We start from the raw sequence: 16165 nt of genomic DNA, 5'->3' as shown, positions 1-16165 counted from the left end.
GATACCTAAATTCTCATTAAAAAATTATTTTTTTAATGAATAAATATTTTTTATAATTTTTATTAGAGTTATTCCAACTATTGCTTCAAATATACTTGTTAGGACTAAAGCGTAGTAAATTTTATCACTTATATAGTTTGTTTCATGCCCAATTGTTGCAGTTGCAATGAGCAAGGTTAGAGGAATTGATAAAGAAATTCCAAATAAAAAACTTTGTTTAAAGCCTAGGTTTTTTACCATTACAACAGAACTTAAAAGCCTAACTACAATCATTAAAATAGTTAAAAATATTACATTTTTAACAACCCCTGGGATTAAAAGCGCATTCAAATTTACAGTTGAGCCAATATAAGCAAAAAATATTGGGACTAAAAAGCCATATCCAAAAGATGAGAGTTTTTCAGGAAGATCTTTTTTGTGGCTAAAAAATGTCGGTATAAAAGTTCCTGCTATAAATGCTCCAATTATTATTTTTATATCCAAAATAACTACAACCGCGATAACTAGACAAAGCATAGCGATAGAAAATCTTATGTCTTTTTCATTTTTATCAAATTGTGGCATTATTATTTTTTTAAGATTTGGATACCACCAAAAAAGAACATCTAACCATCTAAAAATAAGTGTGGTTACTATTAAAAATCCAGCTAAAGCACCTAAATTTACAAATAATTTTATATCAAGGCCGTATTTTGTATAAGCGTTTAAAAGTGTTAAAATTGCTATGCTTAAAACCTCTCCTATAACTCCAACAAGCATTGCTAAATTTAACCAATTTTCATTTTTACCATACTCTTTATATAATGTTGAGAGAATTCCTACACTCATCACTGGAATTATTACTATAAATAGCTCACTTAATCCAAAAGTATAAACTGCAATTATAGAGAAAATATACAGAAGTCCTAAAAATAGAGTAGAATTTTTAAGAACACCTTTTTTTGCATTTATAAAAATTTTAAGATCAACTTCTGTTCCAGCTAAAAACATAAGGTAGTAAAATCCTATATCTGCCACATCTTTAAATAACTCATTTGGTGGTAAAAATCCCAAAGTTCCAAGTAAAATCCCTAAAATTATCTCAGTTGCTGAAATTGGAACCTTGATTAAAGCCGATATATAGGGTGAGGCAAATATCACAAAGGAAAGTGCCAAAAGTATTAAAACCGCTTGCATTTTTATCCTAAAATTTAAAAATTTTTAGTTTAAGCATCAATTTTTCTTTTATATTTGCACTCAGTGCATTCTAAAAATGTTCCGCTTTTAAGTTCTTTTTTAATTAAATGTTTATTATCACAATTTGGGCATGCTTCATTTGTGAGTTCGTAATTGCTTATAAATTTACATTTTGGATAGTTAAGACATCCATAAAATTTGCCTCTTTTTGAAAATCTTTCTACGATTTCTCCACCGCATTTTGGACACTTTACGCCTATTTTAACAGGCTCTTTTTTTTCTTTTTTATCGGTGCTTAAATTTCTACTATATTTACATTTTGGAAAATTTGAACATGCTATAAACTCACCAAATCTTCCACTTCTTTTTACAAGTTCACCGCCACAATCAGGGCATTTTTCATCTATTGGGATAGCTATTTTTTGACTTTTTATATTCTTTTTACCATCTTCTATTTTTTCCATAAAAGGATAATAAAAATTTGCTAAAATTTCTTGCCAATCACTTTTTTCATCTGCTACATTGTCAAGTTTTTCCTCCATTTGTGAGGTGAATTTACTATCAACGATACTTTCAAAATTCTCTTCTAGAACTTCTATTACTTTAAATGCTATTTCAGTTGGAATTAGTTGTCTTTTTTGAACTTCTACATACTTTCTAGATGATAAAAGTGAAATAGTTGGGGCATAAGTTGAAGGTCTGCCAATGCCCAGGCTTTCAAGTTTTTTAATTAAACTTGCTTCACTATATCTTGCAGGAGGCTCAGTAAAATTTTGTTTTGATGAAATTTTTTGTAAAAACATTTCATCTCCAACTTTTAAATTTGGTAAAATTTTATCTTTATCACTTGCTCCATAAACTTTATAAAATCCATCAAATAATACTTTTCTACCATTTATTTTAAACTCGGTTTTTTTACCAGATACAAAAACATTTTGTATCTCGCTAACACTTGGTGTCATTTGAGAGGCTAAAAAACGGTTATAAATAAGCTCATAAAGCTTTGCTTCATCTTTTGGAAGAGTTTGATTTGCCATTTGCGGTGTAAAGCTTAAATCAGTTGGGCGAATAGCCTCGTGAGCTTCTTGAGCTCCTTTTGTTTTAGTGGTATAAATGTTTGCCTTTTTTGGTAAGTATTTATCTCCAAAATCCTTTTTTATTAAATCTCTTGCTTTAAAAACAGCTTCTTTTGATAAATTTAAACTATCAGTTCTCATATATGTTATCGCTCCGCCATTTGGAGTATTAACTCCTTCATAGAGACTTTGAGCTATCATCATAGTTTTTCTTGGGCTAAAGCTTAAATTTGAACTCGCGGTTTGTTGTAAAGTTGAGGTCATAAATGGAGGCTGTGGATTTGTTTTTCTTTGTTTGCTTTCAATTTCTCTTATTTTGTATGTTTCGTTTTTACAAATTTCAACTATATTTTTAGCCTCTTTTTCATTCTTAACACTTAATTTTTCCATTTTTTTGCCATTAAACTCGATAAACTCACTTTCTAAATCTTCTTTAAAAATAGCGTCGATGCTGTGGTATTCAACTGGCTTAAAGGCTTTTATCTCTCTTTCTTTGTCAACAACTAATTTTAAAGAGGCACTTTGAACTCTACCAGCACTTAGTCCTTTTTGAATTTTTTGATTTAAAAGTGGACTTAGTCTATATCCTACGATTCTATCCAAAAGCCTTCTAGCTTGTTGAGCATTTACACTATCCATATCAACAGTTCTTGGATTTTTAACAGCATTTAAAATAGCATCTTTTGTAATTTCGTGAAAAACAATTCTTGGAAGTGATAATGGATCTTTTCCAATTGCCATTGCTATATGATATGCAATAGCTTCACCTTCTCTATCCTCATCAGTTGCAAGGTAAATTTTTTCTGCTTTTTTTGCTTTTTCTTTTATCTCTTTAACGACTTTTGAGTGATCGCTGCTAATTCTATATTCGGGTTCAAATTTATTTCCATCTATTTTTATTCCAAAAGTTGTTTTTGGAAGATCTCGTATATGCCCAACTGATGCGATAACATCATAGTCTTTTCCTAAAAATTTTTTTATAGTCTTTGCTTTTGCAGGAGACTCAACGATAACTAAATTTTTCATATTCAAACCCTAAATTTTTAATTTTCCCATTAGTATATGCAAAAAAGATTAATTTTATTTTAAAAAAGTCAGATTTTACAAACCGTCTCACTAGTTTTTAAATTTAAAATATTTTCAAAATTTTTTAATCTATTTTAAAATTCTTGGAAGAGTTATTCCTTTTTGGTTTTGATACTTTCCTTTTTTATCAGCATAGCTTACAGCGCACGGCTCATCGCCTTCTAAAAATAACACCTGAGCAATTCCCTCATTTGCATAAATTTTAGCAGGAAGTGGGGTTGTGTTTGATATTTCAATTGTTATATGTCCTTCAAATCCAGGCTCAAATGGAGTAACATTTACTATTATTCCACATCTTGCATATGTACTTTTTCCAAGGCATATTGCTAAAACGTTTTCAGGCATTTTGAAATACTCAACTGTTCTAGCTAGTGCAAATGAATTTGGTGGAACTATGCAGATATCACCTACGAAATCAACCACATTTTTTTCATCAAAATTTTTTGGATCAACAACCGTTCCACCGATATTTGTAAAAATCTTAAACTCATTTGCAACTCTTATGTCATATCCATAGCTAGAAAGTCCATAGCTTATTACGCCAAGTCCAACATTTTCTTCGCAAAATGGCTTTATCATCTCATCTTTTAAGCTTTTTTCTTTTATCCATTTATCGCTTTTAAGTCCCATTTCTACCCTTAAATATCAAATTTAAAAGTTAATTATAGCAAAATTTAATTTTTATAAAAATACTAAATTTAAATCTTAAAAATATTGTTTATCTAAATTTAATATTAAATTTCACTAAAATTAGATAAAATAGAAATTACCATTAAATTTAAATTTGGAGTAAAATTATGAAAACAGAAGAAATTAAAGAACTTATGAAGTACTTTGAAAGTACAGGAATTGGTCGTATGAGATTAAAAGAGGGCGATTTTGAGATAGAACTTAGAAAAACTTGTGAGTCAAATGATGCTACACCTGAAGCATGCCCAACACCAGCACCGCAACCACCAATCAATGTTGTTGTAAATAGTGAACAAAATAAACAACAATCCTCAAAAGATACTATAAACTCGCCAATGGTAGGAACTTTTTATATTGCGCCAAGTCCTGGTGAAGCGCCTTTTGTAAAAGTTGGACAAACTGTTAGAAAAGGTGATGTTGTTGGCATAATCGAAGCCATGAAAATAATGAATGAAATAGAGGCTGAGTTTGACTGTAGAATTTCAAACATATTAGTTGCCGATGGCCAGCCAGTTGAGTTTGGTATGGCAATTATTGAGGTGGAGAAATTATAATGGAGATTAAAAGAATTCTTATTGCAAATCGCGGTGAGATAGCATTAAGAGCTTTAAGAACCATACAAGAAATGGGAAAAGAAGCTGTTGTTGTTTATTCAACCGCGGATAAAGATGCGCTTTATGTAAAATATGCTGATGCAAGTATTTGTATTGGGCCTGCTAGAAGTAGTGATAGCTATTTAAATATACCTGCGATTATGACAGCAGCTCAAATTAGCGAATCAGATGCTATTTTCCCAGGGTATGGTTTTTTGAGTGAAAATCAAACCTTTGTTGAAATTTGCGAGAAAGAAGGCATTAAATTTATAGGACCAAATTTATCAGCCATGGCACTCATGAGTGATAAATCAAAGGCAAAAAGCTTTATGAAAAGAGCAGGAGTTCCTGTAATTCCTGGAAGTGATGGCGTTTTAAAAGACGTTGAAGAGGCTAGAAAATTAGCAAATGAAATGGGTTACCCAGTTATCTTAAAAGCAGCAGCTGGTGGCGGCGGAAGAGGAATGAGACTGGTTACAAAAGGTGAAGATTTAGAAAAAAATTTTTGGGCAGCTGAAAGTGAGGCATTAAGTGCTTTTGGAAATGGCTCAATGTATATTGAAAAATATATTACAAATCCTCGTCATGTTGAAGTTCAAATTTTAGGTGATGAGCATGGAAATGTAATTCATGTTGGCGAAAGAGATTGTTCTATGCAACGCCGCCATCAAAAATTAATCGAAGAAACTCCTGCTACAATTTTAGATGAAAAAACAAGAGAAAAACTTCATGAAACTGCGATAGCAGCAACTAAGGCTATAGGTTATTATGGTGCTGGAACTTTTGAGTTTTTATACGATCAAGATTCAAAAGAGTTTTATTTTATAGAGATGAATACAAGACTTCAGGTTGAACACTGCGTAAGTGAAATGGTAAGTGGTCTTGATATGGTTGAGTGGATGATAAGAATAGCTCAAGGTGAAAAACTTCCTAGTCAAGATGAAATAGAATTTAGAGGGCATTCAATAGAGTGCAGAATAGCAGCTGAAGATCCAAAAAGTTTTGCGCCAAATCCTGGAAAAATAACTAAATTTATAGCTCCAAATGGTAGAAATGTTAGGTTTGATAGTCATATTTATGAAGGATATAGTGTTCCCCCATTTTATGATAGTATGATAGGAAAACTTATAGTCCATGCAGACACTAGGCAAAAAGCAATTGCTAAGATGAGAGTTGCTTTGGATGAGCTTATTATTCAAGGCATTAAAACAACTAGAAATTTCCATTTGAATATGATGGAAAGTGCTGATTTTGCAAATAATAAATTTGATACAAATTATCTGACAAAATATTACTAAGATTAAGCCGATGTTGATATCGGCTTAATCTAGTTTAAAATCTATAGTTAAGACCTAGCCCAATAATTTGATTATTGTAGTCATCGCCAAATTTTCCATTATATTTAAATTCTAATTTTAAAGAATCTGTAGGCATATAATCAAAACCAACCCCAACTACGCCGAGCAAATCATTTTTTGCATCAGATTTGATTTGAGCTTTTTTACTAGGATTTGATATGAGTGAGAAGTCTATTTTTGTTTCATCATCCATAGTTTCTACGATTAGTCCAGCTTTTCCAAATAAAGAAAACTTATCATTTATAAGGTATTTTGACTCAAGTCCAGCTTGAAGTTCTAAACTATCAAAGTCTTGTTTGTCTACGCTTAAAGCTAAGAATTCGTCACCATTTTCTGTGTATGCATCATTTTTTACATGTATATAGTCAGCTCTGAAGTATGGTGTTAAAGAAAAAGAATTGCTTAAACTTACATCTTTATATATTCCAAATCCAGCTTGATAGAATTTGCTATCATATTTTGATTTTATGGTTTTATCTATAATAGAGACTGTTTTATCACCTTCATTTTCTGAAAAACCAACACCTGCTAAAAGATTAATTCTTAAATCATTTATTGCATAAATATCACTATAAATTAAAGCTTGATATGTATCACTTTTTATATTTTGATTTATATCACCATCAATATCGCTTTTTGTATAAGAAACAGCAAAACCTAATCGAGCATTATCTGCTATTTCACCATCAAAACCTATAATGGTTCCATAATGATCCGCATCATACCCTAAAGTTCCATCATTAGTTGAACTTTTGTGACTAAAACTTCCTATTGCTTTAGCCCAGAAATTTTTATCACTTTTATATGTACTGCTAGATAAAATTGCATCTCTTGAAATTTTTCCTGCATCAGAAATTACTTGTATGCCAGCACCTGATATAAGCGGTTGAATAGTTTTTAAGTCATTTGCAGTAATATTATCTTTAAACATAATATCACCAAGTGTATTATCTATCAATCCAGCATCAATAATATCACCAAGTCCCCCAAGTCTATGCATTCCTGCATTTAAAAGCATATCTTTTGCTCTTGGAACCACGCCTATTAAAATATCTTTCTCTTTAGTGAAGCTCAAATCATAAAAAGCAAGATCTTCTAAAATAGTAGGATTAAACCAACCATTTAGTGTTTGATGTTTTAAAAATTTATTTCGTTTTATAATATTGCCATTTTTTAAATTTTTTACTGCTTCATCTTTTACACTAAGAGTTGCACCATCTATTTTTAATGTATTGGCGATTAATTTTCCAGTTTGGATATTTTTTATACCATCGCCTTTTGCTCCTATTTCCAGTGTTGATGATTTCTCAAAAGTTACGTCTTTATCGCCTTTAACTATTGCACCATTTGAAATAGCCAATTTTTCATTTTTAAAAACTACATTATCAGTGAAGTTTAACACTCCTTCTTTTACTTTTGTATTTTTCCAGTTTTTAAAAGGAGTTTTTATAGTGCCTTTACCAATTTTTGTGAAATTTTCACCACTTATAGAGTGGTTTATTGTTTTTTCACCATCTGTTTTAAAAATAGCATTTTTAATTTTAAAATTTAAATCATTGTCATTAAAGTCACTAAACAATTCTCCACCATCAAGAAGTTCAACTGTGGAATTTGTTACATTTATATTGTGAGATCCACCTGTACCTTTTGCTATTTTTGATACTTTTAAAATGGCATCATTGTTTAAGTTTAAAGTTGCATCAATAGGTCCAAAAGTTAGAGTATTTTTAACAGTTAAAGTTGTTTTGTTATCTATAGTGGCTGTTGTTTTACTATCTTTGCCTAATGTCATATTGATGTGGCTAGTTTGTGAGTTATCTATATTTGCATCACCTGATACTATAAAAGAACTATCTCCTGTTGTATTGAACACCGAGTTTTTTATAAGAAGGTTGCCATCTTTAAACTCAAAATGTTTAGTTGTGTATTTTACATTATCAAATGTACTATTTCCTGCAAGACTTAATCTTTCAGTTTTCATAGCTGAATTTTTAACATCTACTTTGCTATTTATAGTTGCGTCTTTTAAGTCAATATTTGCATCATTAATGTTAAGGTTTCCATTTTCAGCTTTAAAAATATTAGCTTTTAAATTTGTATTATTATCTATTGTTATCTCTCCATTAAATTCTGCATTTTCTATATTAAGATTACCACCGCTCATAGTTGCTTTTTCATCTATTTTTAAATTTAAAGCTTCGATGTTTGAACCAGTCAAATTTAAGTTTTTAGTTTCAAGTGTGCCTTTACTATCTATTTTGGAATTTTGACCGAGATTTAAATTTTCGGCTTTAAAAGTTGAATCTTTGCCTATATTTGCTATGCCATCTAGCTTTGCGTTTATTACTCTCATATTAACTTTGTCATCTCTGCCTGCGGAGTCTCTTTTTTCCATACTCATTTTTGAGGTTTTATCTACATATAAATTTGTAGCTGTGATATCGCTTTCTTCTTGAAGTTTTAAAGTGGAGTTTTCTAAGATATTAAGCCCATCAACTTTACTTTTAGAATTATTTATAAGAAGATATGAGTCTTTTGTTATATCAAAAGATTCATTATCTTTATTTTCACCTTCACCTTTTGATTTTACATTTACATCTGCTATTACAAGTTTTGCACCTTCTGTTTTTACCTTAACTATTTGACCTTTTTCGTTTTTGTCATTTTGACTATTCTTATGTGCATCATCTATATAATTAGGACCATTATCAACATATACTTTTGAATCCTTTTTTATGACATGGTCAAGCTCGCTTAGTTTTAGCCCACCATCAAGAGCTTTTTTTGTTAGGATAAGATCATTGTCTTTTTGAATTAGGGAGTAAGCACTATCTAAGCTATTATCCTCTAACTTCGCCTTGCTTTTGTCAAAAGATAAACCATTTTTGGTTTTTGCTATTGTGGTTTCATCGCCACTTGCATCATTTTGTAAATTTACAAAAAGATTTCCATTTTTTAAGTCCATTTTATTAGCTTTTAAAATACCATCATTTTTACCTTGATATTTCATTGATAAAGTTTTATCCTTTGCTAATGTAAAATCACCATCTAAAGTCAAACTACCATCTTCTATATTTAAATTTCCTTTAAAATTATCCTTATAATCTTTAAATGTAAGATTACTTTTACCTTTTTTAATGATATCGGTTGCATTTTCTACATTTGCATAAATGTCTATAGAATGATCTGCCCCGTTAGATCTATATGTGTATTTATCTTTTTCTATATCGAGAGTAACTTTATTTTTTAAATCTATATGTCCGCCTAAGGAACTAGCTTTTAAGCTGGAATTATCAAGAATGGCTTTTCCTTTGTCATCTCTTATTACAAAGTGATTTTTTAAATTTATAACAGAATCTATAGCATTAAATTTTCCGTCATGTACGAAGATTCCGCCAATATCATTTATTTTTGCATTAACTAAATTTATAGTTCCGTCTTTTTCTGCACTTAGGCTACTGATGTTGTTTATATTTGAATTTATAAAACTAATATCCCCACCATCGGCACTCCAAGAATAACTCCCTTTTTTTTCTATGATGCTGTTTAAAAACTCAGCTTTACCTCCTTTTTGGGCGGTTACTTGCTTTATCTTAGCAGTTGAATCTTTAACTATAAACTCTCCACCATCTCTTATGAAAATAGTAGCTGAATTAATAGTAGAATCATCAAATATTGCCTTTCCACTTATTTTACTCTGTTCATTTGTAAAATTTATATTTGATTTATTCTTTGCTTTAAATTCACCGCCTTTTTCTACATTAATTCCCATTTGTCCCGTATATTTTGTATTATCTAGGGTAGCTTTTCCGCCTTCTTTTACATAGAAATTTTGAGATGTTGATATTTTTGAATCTTTTATATCAAGTTCTCCATTTTTTATTATTATGCTGCCTTTGTTGAATAAAGGTAGGTTTTTTGCTATAAATTTACCGCTATCTACATTTATACCACCTCCATATTCTATAAATACTGCTTCATCTTTTGCTTTGTCCTCATTTAAGAGTTTTTCATCAGCAGGTTTTTCACTAGTTAAGTTTACAACACCATTGTTTGTTATTTTAAAAGTTTTAGCTTGTATTTTAGGGTCTGTTACATTTAGTTTTCCACCATCTATATCTATGGTATTATTTACACTTTTATTATTTGTACCTTTTATTTTGACATTGTTTATATTAGCTTCTCCGTCTTTGCCTACATTAAATTTTTGTGTTTGTAAAATCCCTCCATTTTCAGCATTTAGCTTTCCGTTTTTTACTAAAATTTCAGGCGAATAGACATAAGTATCAGCAAAATTTGCTTTTCCACCTTCATCTATCAAAAAAGACATAGTTGGTTTAACCTAGCATTTAATATAGAATTTTTACCTATTACATTTATTTTTTCAGCTGTTGCTCTACTACGGGATTTATTGCCAGTATTGAGATTCAAAGTTCCATTTAATATATCTATATTAAAAACACCTGCTTTTTGATCTTTATAATAATCACTCCATGAATTATTAGCTGGATTATGTTTAGCTTCTAAAAATGAAACATTTACTACGGCGTTTTTATCTGAAGCCATAAAGTCAAGAAATTTATCACCTTTATCATCTTTTTTGATAATACCTTTTCCACCTATAAGAAAATGTTGTCCCTTTAAACCATATAAATTTACTTCTGTATTTTCATTAGCACCTATTGTTGTAGAATATAAATAAACTGGAGATTTTTTTGTTTCTTCTTTGCCTTTTATGGTTAATGTTTTACTTTTACCTTCAAGTTTTCCATCTATAGTGCTTGTGACTTCACCATTTTTAATTAGTCCTTGTACTCTGTTAGATTTATCATTAAAAATTTTAACTTTGTTATAATCGCCAATTTTATAGACTACAGTTGGTTCTGGGTCTTTTAATAACTCATTTGTAATAGGTGAAGCATTTAAACTAGAACAAATAAATACTGCACAAACTAAAGAGAAAATTTTATTCTCTTGCCAAGAAAAATGAATATGATTTCGCATGTTCATTTACACTCCTTTTAAATTGAAAATAATAATGATAAATTATATCATTACCTTATTAAAACAAAATTAATTTTTCTTTGATGTGTTTCGTTAGCAAGATATTTTGAAAAATAAAAGCCAAGAACAACTTGGCTTTTTAGAATTTATATTATTTAAAATTTTAATATTTAGCAGACTTTTAGGTTTATTTTCTAGGAGGTAAAACTTCTATGATGGCATTTGCTCTTAGTTTTTCAAAGTAATCATCAACTGTTTTTCGTCTTTCATTTTTAGCAAACATTTCAAAAACTTGATCTTTTGCAGTTTCAAAATCTACTTTTTTAACCCCATTTTTAGAATCAATTCTTAAAACCTCATAAAATCCTTGTGGATGGTCCATAATAGGAGTAAATTCACCATTTTTCATATTTAAAAAAGCAAATGCAGTTTGCTCATTAAGAGATGATTTTGGGATTGTAATTTTATGAGAATAAACAGATGCTCCTACTTTTCCGCGTATAACATTTTCAATCTCTTTTTTTGTTTTAGCGGCAAATCTAGTTGCATTTACTGATTCAAAACTCATAAAAAGCATGGGATTGCTTTCATAAAACTGCTTTACACTTTCAGGAGTTATTTTTTTATCAGCTTTTGCAAAAATTCCGCCTAAAAGTTTTTGAGTTTGTATATCTTTTGCCAAATTTGATCTAAACTCATCGAAATTTACTCCTTGTTTTATAAGAGTATTTTTAAACTCTTCAGGTGTTTTTCCCTCTTTTTTAGCAATTTCTTCAATTGCATTTGTAACCTCGTAAGGTGCAACTCTTATATCTCTTTTTTTAATTTCTGAGGCTTTTAGTTTTTCATTTATTAAAAATTGTAATGCTGTATCTTGATTGGAAGTTTTTATTTTTTTCATTGTATCAAAAACTTCAAAATTTGTAATTGGTTCATTATTTACCTTTGCAACAACCCAATTTACCATACCTGCATTGGCCACACTAAAGCCAAGCATAAGTAAAAAAATTAACTTTTTTTTCATAAAAAAACCTTTATTTTAAGCTTATAAGACTATAATTGACAAATTATAGCGAAATATTTTACAAATTTGGAAATAAAAGGAAAAATTATGATTGTAACTCGTTTTGCTCCTTCTCCGACTGGATATCTTCATATCGGTGGGCTTAGGACGGCACTTTATAACTACTTATATGCAAGAACAAATAATGGAAAATTTTTACTTCGAATTGAAGATACTGACTTAAAGAGAAATAAGATAGAAGCTACAAATGCGATTATAGAAGCATTTAAATGGTGCAAGCTTGACTATGATGGTGAGCTTGTTTATCAAAGTGATAGATTTGACATATATAAAAAATATATACAAAAACTTTTAGATGAAGGTAAAGCTTATAAATGTTATATGACTAAAGACGAACTTGATGAGCTTAGAAAAAGTCAAGAAGCGATGAAAATTCGTCCAAAATATGATGGAAGATATAGGGATTTTAAAGGAACACCTCCAGCAGGCATTGATCCAGTAATTCGTATAAAAGCTCCAATTAGTGGAACTATAGAATTTAAAGATGGCGTAAAAGGTGAAGTTAAATTTAATGTTGATGATATGTTAGATGATTTTATAATCGCAAGAAGTGATGGAAGTCCTACATATAATTTTACAGTTGTAATTGACGATGCATTAATGGGCGTAACTGATGTAATTAGAGGTGATGATCACCTTTCAAATACACCAAAACAAATTATTTTGTATGAGGCACTTGGTTTTAAAACTCCAAATTTTTATCATGTTGCGATGATTAACGGACCTGATGGGCAAAAGCTCTCCAAAAGACACGGTGCAACAGATGTTATGGAATATAAAAAAATGGGTTATTTAAGTGAGGCTTTATTAAATTTCTTAGTAAGACTTGGCTGGAGTCATGGTGATGATGAAATTTTTTCAATGAAAGAGTTAAAAGAGCTTTTTGATCCACATAATCTTTCAAAATCTTCAAGTAGCTTTAACCAAAGCAAACTAGAATGGCTAAATCAACACTACATAAAAAATGCAAGCTTTGAAAGATTGTCTCATGAGTTAAAAGAATTTGACCTTAACCTAGATGAGGTAAAACATGCAAAACTTTTAATAGATAGTATAAAAGAACGCTCAGTCACACTTTTACAAATGAAAGAGATGGCAAATTCTATCCTTATAAAACCACAAAGCTATAATGAAAAAGCTTATAAAAAATTTATTAATGAAAATAGTTTAAAATTGCTTGCAAGTTTTTCTGAAATTTTAGATAAAGATATGGATGCTTTGGAATACGAGGAGCTAACAAATAAATTTTTAGAAAAAAATGAAGCAAAACTAAAAGACTTAGCTCAGCCATTAAGGATAGCAATAACTGGAAATAGCGTAAGTCCATCTATTTTTGAAGTGCTTGAAATTTTAGGAAGCGATGAGGTAAAACAAAGAATTAAAAATTTAATAAACAAATCTAAGGAGTTATAGTAATGGCAAAATACACAAAAGAAGAAGCTTTAAATTATCATATTGGTGGAAAAATTGAAATAAATGTAAAAACCCCTTTTGAAAGTGCAAGCGATTTAACTTTGGCTTACAGTCCAGGAGTTGCAGAACCTTGCAAAGAAATAGAAGCTGATGAAAGCCTATCTTATAAATATACAAATAAAAAAAATCTAGTAGCAGTAATTAGCAATGGAACTGCAGTTTTAGGTCTCGGAGATATTGGAGCAAGTGCAAGCAAGCCAGTAATGGAGGGAAAAGCTGTTTTATTTAAGAAATTTGCAGGAATAGATGCTTTTGATATTGAGATTAATGAAACAGATCCTAAAAAATTAGTTGAAATTTGCAGAGCAATTTCTCCAACATTTGGTGGAATAAATTTAGAAGATATTAAAGCACCTGAGTGTTTTTATGTCGAAAAAGAGCTAAAAGCAAGCACAAATATCCCTGTAATGCACGATGATCAGCACGGAACTGCCATTATTACAACAGCTGGGTTAATAAATGCTTTAAAAATCAATGGAAAAAAACCAGAAGATATAAAAATAGTAGTAAGTGGAAGTGGAGCAGCTGGAATAGCATGCGCTAAAATGTATAAAAATGTAGGCGTAAAGCACATTTTAATGCTTGATTCAAGAGGTGTTATTCATAGTAAAAGAGATAATTTATCATCTGAGAAAAAAGAATTTGCCATTGAAACAGAAGCTAGAACTTTAGATGATGCGATAAATGGCGCAGATATGTTTTTAGGACTTAGCAAGGGTGGAATTTTAACAAAAGATATGGTTAAATCAATGGCAAAAGATCCAATAATCTTTGCTCTTGCAAATCCTGTGCCTGAAATTTATCCAGAAGAGGTAAAAGAAGTAAGAGATGATGCGATGGTTGGAACTGGAAGAAGTGACTATCCAAATCAAGTAAATAATGTTTTAGGTTTTCCATATATTTTTAGAGGCGCATTGGATGTTGAAGCAAGATATATAACTGAAGATATGAAAATGGCAGCTGCAAAAGCATTAGCAAAACTTGCAAGAGAAGAGGTTACAAGCGAAGTTTGCAAGATGATAGGTGTAGATAAAATTTCTTTTGGAAGGGATTATATAATTCCAAATCCTTTTGATAAAAGAGTTTTATTTGCTGTTGCTCCAGCAGTTGCAAAAGCTGCATTTGAGGGTGGCGTAGCCGGCATTAAAGAATTTGATGAAAAAGCTTATAAAGAAGAGCTTAAAAAAATAAAACTATGAAAAATTTAGCTCTTTTTACCGATTTTTACCAACTTAGTATGATGCAAGGGTATTTTGAAGAAAAAAAAGATACCGTAGCCATTTTTGATGTTTACTTTAGAAAACATCCTAGCAATGGTGGATATGCCATACTTTGTGGTATAAATGAAGTGGTTGATTATATTAAAAATTTAAAATTTAGCGATGATGATATAAGGTATTTGAAGGGTTTAAATTCTTTTAGCAAAGAGTTTTTAAATTATTTAAAAGAGTTTAAATTCAGCGGTGAAATTTATGCTATGGAAGAGGGAAGTGTTGTATTTACACATGAGCCACTCATTAGAGTAAAAGCAAATATTTTAGAAGCTCAGCTAATTGAAACTGCTATTTTAAATATTGTAAATTTTCAAACATTAATTGCTACAAAAAGCTCACGAATTGTAAGAAGTGCAGCAGGTGATGGCGTTATGGAATTTGGACTAAGAAGAGCTCAAAGCAGAAGCGCTGGATTTTATGGTGCAAAAGCTTCAATAGTAGGTGGTTGTGTGGCAACTTCAAATGTTGAAGCTGCAAAAGAATTTGATATAAAAGTAGCTGGAACACACTCTCATTCTTGGGTTCAAAGTTTTGATAATGAACTTGAAAGTTTTAGGGCTTATGCAAAAATTTATCCAAACAATGCTCTTTTGCTTGTCGATACTTATGATGCTTTAAGCAGTGGTGTTCCAAATGCAATTACAGTTTTTAAAGAGTTAAAAGAAAAAGGTTTTAAGCCTCTTGGCATTAGGATAGATTCTGGAGATTTGGAGTATTTGAGTAAAGAGGCTAGAATTATGCTTGATAATGCTGGTTTTAAAGAAGCTATTATTGTTGGCTCAAATGACCTTGATGAGTATAGCATACAACATTTGAAAGATGGTGGAGCAAAGATTGATAGTTGGGGTGTTGGAACAAGGATGATAACTTCAAGTGATGATGCATCGCTTGGCGGGGTTTATAAATTAAGCGGGGTTGTAAAAAATGGTAACATTGTGCCTAAAATGAAAATTTCAAATGATCCGAGAAAGATAAATAACCCAGGATATAAACAAGTATATAGATTTTATGATAAAGACACAAACAAAGCTTTAGCAGATCTTATAACCTTAGATGATGAAAAATTAGAAGATATTAATGAAGTAGAAATTTTTCACCCACTTTATACATATAAGAGAAAAAAACTTTCAAATTTTTATGCTAAAAAGCTTTTAAAACCACTTTTTATAGATGGCAAATTTGTAGGCAAGAAAAAAAGTGTAAAAGAGATAGCTAAATTTACACAATCTGAGCTTAAAACTATGTGGGAAGAGTATTTAAGAAACATAAAACCACAAAGTTACAAAGTAGATTTATCTCAAAAGCTATGGGATATAAGAGAAAAAATTATAAACAATCATAAAGCTTAAGG

At 30.3% G+C, this 16165-nt stretch carries 11 protein-coding genes; 5 read left to right on the top strand and 6 right to left on the bottom strand.

The window, feature by feature from the left end; genetic code table 11:
• Positions 1-24: 24 nt before the first annotated feature.
• The 3 genes from O6B72_RS00235 to dcd all read right to left on the bottom strand — a co-directional run bounded on the left by O6B72_RS00235 (position 25) and on the right by dcd (position 3968).
• Complete coding sequence (locus tag O6B72_RS00235) at positions 25-1176, bottom strand: cation:proton antiporter (RefSeq protein WP_050333505.1); 1152 nt, start codon at positions 1174-1176, stop codon at positions 25-27.
• Positions 1177-1205: 29 nt separating this feature from the next.
• Positions 1206-3278, bottom strand: coding sequence for a type I DNA topoisomerase (topA, locus tag O6B72_RS00230; protein WP_269491897.1), 2073 nt, complete (start codon positions 3276-3278; stop codon positions 1206-1208).
• Between the two features lie 129 nt (positions 3279-3407).
• Positions 3408-3968, bottom strand: a complete 561-nt coding sequence (gene dcd, locus O6B72_RS00225) for a dCTP deaminase (protein ID WP_269479409.1) — start codon at positions 3966-3968, stop codon at positions 3408-3410.
• 167 nt (positions 3969-4135) lie between these two features.
• On the opposite strand from dcd, the gene accB reads away from it, so the two are divergent.
• Together accB and O6B72_RS00215 are read left to right on the top strand one after the other, a co-directional pair.
• Positions 4136-4582, top strand: a complete 447-nt coding sequence (gene accB, locus O6B72_RS00220) for an acetyl-CoA carboxylase biotin carboxyl carrier protein (RefSeq protein ID WP_050333537.1) — start codon at positions 4136-4138, stop codon at positions 4580-4582.
• Positions 4582-5919 carry an acetyl-CoA carboxylase biotin carboxylase subunit gene (locus O6B72_RS00215; protein ID WP_016646107.1) on the top strand — a complete coding sequence of 446 codons (1338 nt, stop codon included), beginning with the start codon at positions 4582-4584 and terminating at the stop codon, positions 5917-5919. Before accB ends, O6B72_RS00215 begins: the two co-directional genes overlap by 1 nt.
• A 34-nt stretch (positions 5920-5953) precedes the next feature.
• Here O6B72_RS00215 and O6B72_RS00210 read toward each other — a convergent pair whose 3' ends face one another.
• The 3 genes from O6B72_RS00210 to O6B72_RS00200 form a co-directional block, all read right to left on the bottom strand.
• Positions 5954-10309 carry an autotransporter domain-containing protein gene (locus O6B72_RS00210; RefSeq protein ID WP_269491895.1) on the bottom strand — a complete coding sequence of 1452 codons (4356 nt, stop codon included), beginning with the start codon at positions 10307-10309 and terminating at the stop codon, positions 5954-5956.
• Positions 10297-10989, bottom strand: a complete 693-nt coding sequence (locus tag O6B72_RS00205; protein WP_269491894.1) for a hypothetical protein — start codon at positions 10987-10989, stop codon at positions 10297-10299. The genes O6B72_RS00210 and O6B72_RS00205 overlap by 13 nt, the downstream gene beginning before the upstream one ends.
• A gap of 181 nt (positions 10990-11170) precedes the next feature.
• Complete coding sequence (locus O6B72_RS00200) at positions 11171-12007, bottom strand: SurA N-terminal domain-containing protein (RefSeq protein WP_269486942.1); 837 nt, start codon at positions 12005-12007, stop codon at positions 11171-11173.
• 72 nt (positions 12008-12079) lie between these two features.
• Between O6B72_RS00200 and gltX the strand changes: the two genes are divergently transcribed.
• The 3 genes from gltX to O6B72_RS00185 are packed head-to-tail and all read left to right on the top strand — an operon-like array spanning position 12080 to position 16163.
• A complete protein-coding gene (gltX, locus tag O6B72_RS00195; RefSeq protein WP_269491958.1) occupies positions 12080-13480 on the top strand; it encodes a glutamate--tRNA ligase in 1401 nt (466 codons plus the stop codon).
• Positions 13481-13482: 2 nt separating this feature from the next.
• A complete protein-coding gene (locus O6B72_RS00190; protein ID WP_050333544.1) occupies positions 13483-14739 on the top strand; it encodes a malic enzyme-like NAD(P)-binding protein in 1257 nt (418 codons plus the stop codon).
• Positions 14736-16163 carry a nicotinate phosphoribosyltransferase gene (locus tag O6B72_RS00185; protein ID WP_156847530.1) on the top strand — a complete coding sequence of 476 codons (1428 nt, stop codon included), beginning with the start codon at positions 14736-14738 and terminating at the stop codon, positions 16161-16163. Before O6B72_RS00190 ends, O6B72_RS00185 begins: the two co-directional genes overlap by 4 nt.
• Positions 16164-16165 lie beyond the last annotated feature (2 nt).

It is taken from the genome of Campylobacter ureolyticus (genome assembly GCF_027277485.1).
GTDB classification, from domain to species: Bacteria; Campylobacterota; Campylobacteria; order Campylobacterales; family Campylobacteraceae; genus Campylobacter_B; species Campylobacter_B ureolyticus_B.
Note: the sequence above shows the minus strand (reverse complement) of the source record. Positions and strands in the feature narration are given on the sequence as shown.

What these genes read in the sequence shown, in the direction of transcription:
- O6B72_RS00235 (WP_050333505.1), bottom strand. Translation starts at nt 1,176, where the DNA reads ATGCAAGCGGTTTTAATACTTTTGGCACTTTCCTTTGTGATATTTGCC.
- topA (WP_269491897.1), bottom strand. Translation starts at nt 3,278, where the DNA reads ATGAAAAATTTAGTTATCGTTGAGTCTCCTGCAAAAGCAAAGACTATA.
- dcd (WP_269479409.1), bottom strand. Translation starts at nt 3,968, where the DNA reads ATGGGACTTAAAAGCGATAAATGGATAAAAGAAAAAAGCTTAAAAGAT.
- accB (WP_050333537.1), top strand. Translation starts at nt 4,136, where the DNA reads ATGAAAACAGAAGAAATTAAAGAACTTATGAAGTACTTTGAAAGTACA.
- O6B72_RS00215 (WP_016646107.1), top strand. Translation starts at nt 4,582, where the DNA reads ATGGAGATTAAAAGAATTCTTATTGCAAATCGCGGTGAGATAGCATTA.
- O6B72_RS00210 (WP_269491895.1), bottom strand. Translation starts at nt 10,309, where the DNA reads ATGTCTTTTTTGATAGATGAAGGTGGAAAAGCAAATTTTGCTGATACT.
- O6B72_RS00205 (WP_269491894.1), bottom strand. Translation starts at nt 10,989, where the DNA reads ATGAACATGCGAAATCATATTCATTTTTCTTGGCAAGAGAATAAAATT.
- O6B72_RS00200 (WP_269486942.1), bottom strand. Translation starts at nt 12,007, where the DNA reads ATGAAAAAAAAGTTAATTTTTTTACTTATGCTTGGCTTTAGTGTGGCC.
- O6B72_RS00190 (WP_050333544.1), top strand. Translation starts at nt 13,483, where the DNA reads ATGGCAAAATACACAAAAGAAGAAGCTTTAAATTATCATATTGGTGGA.
- O6B72_RS00185 (WP_156847530.1), top strand. Translation starts at nt 14,736, where the DNA reads ATGAAAAATTTAGCTCTTTTTACCGATTTTTACCAACTTAGTATGATG.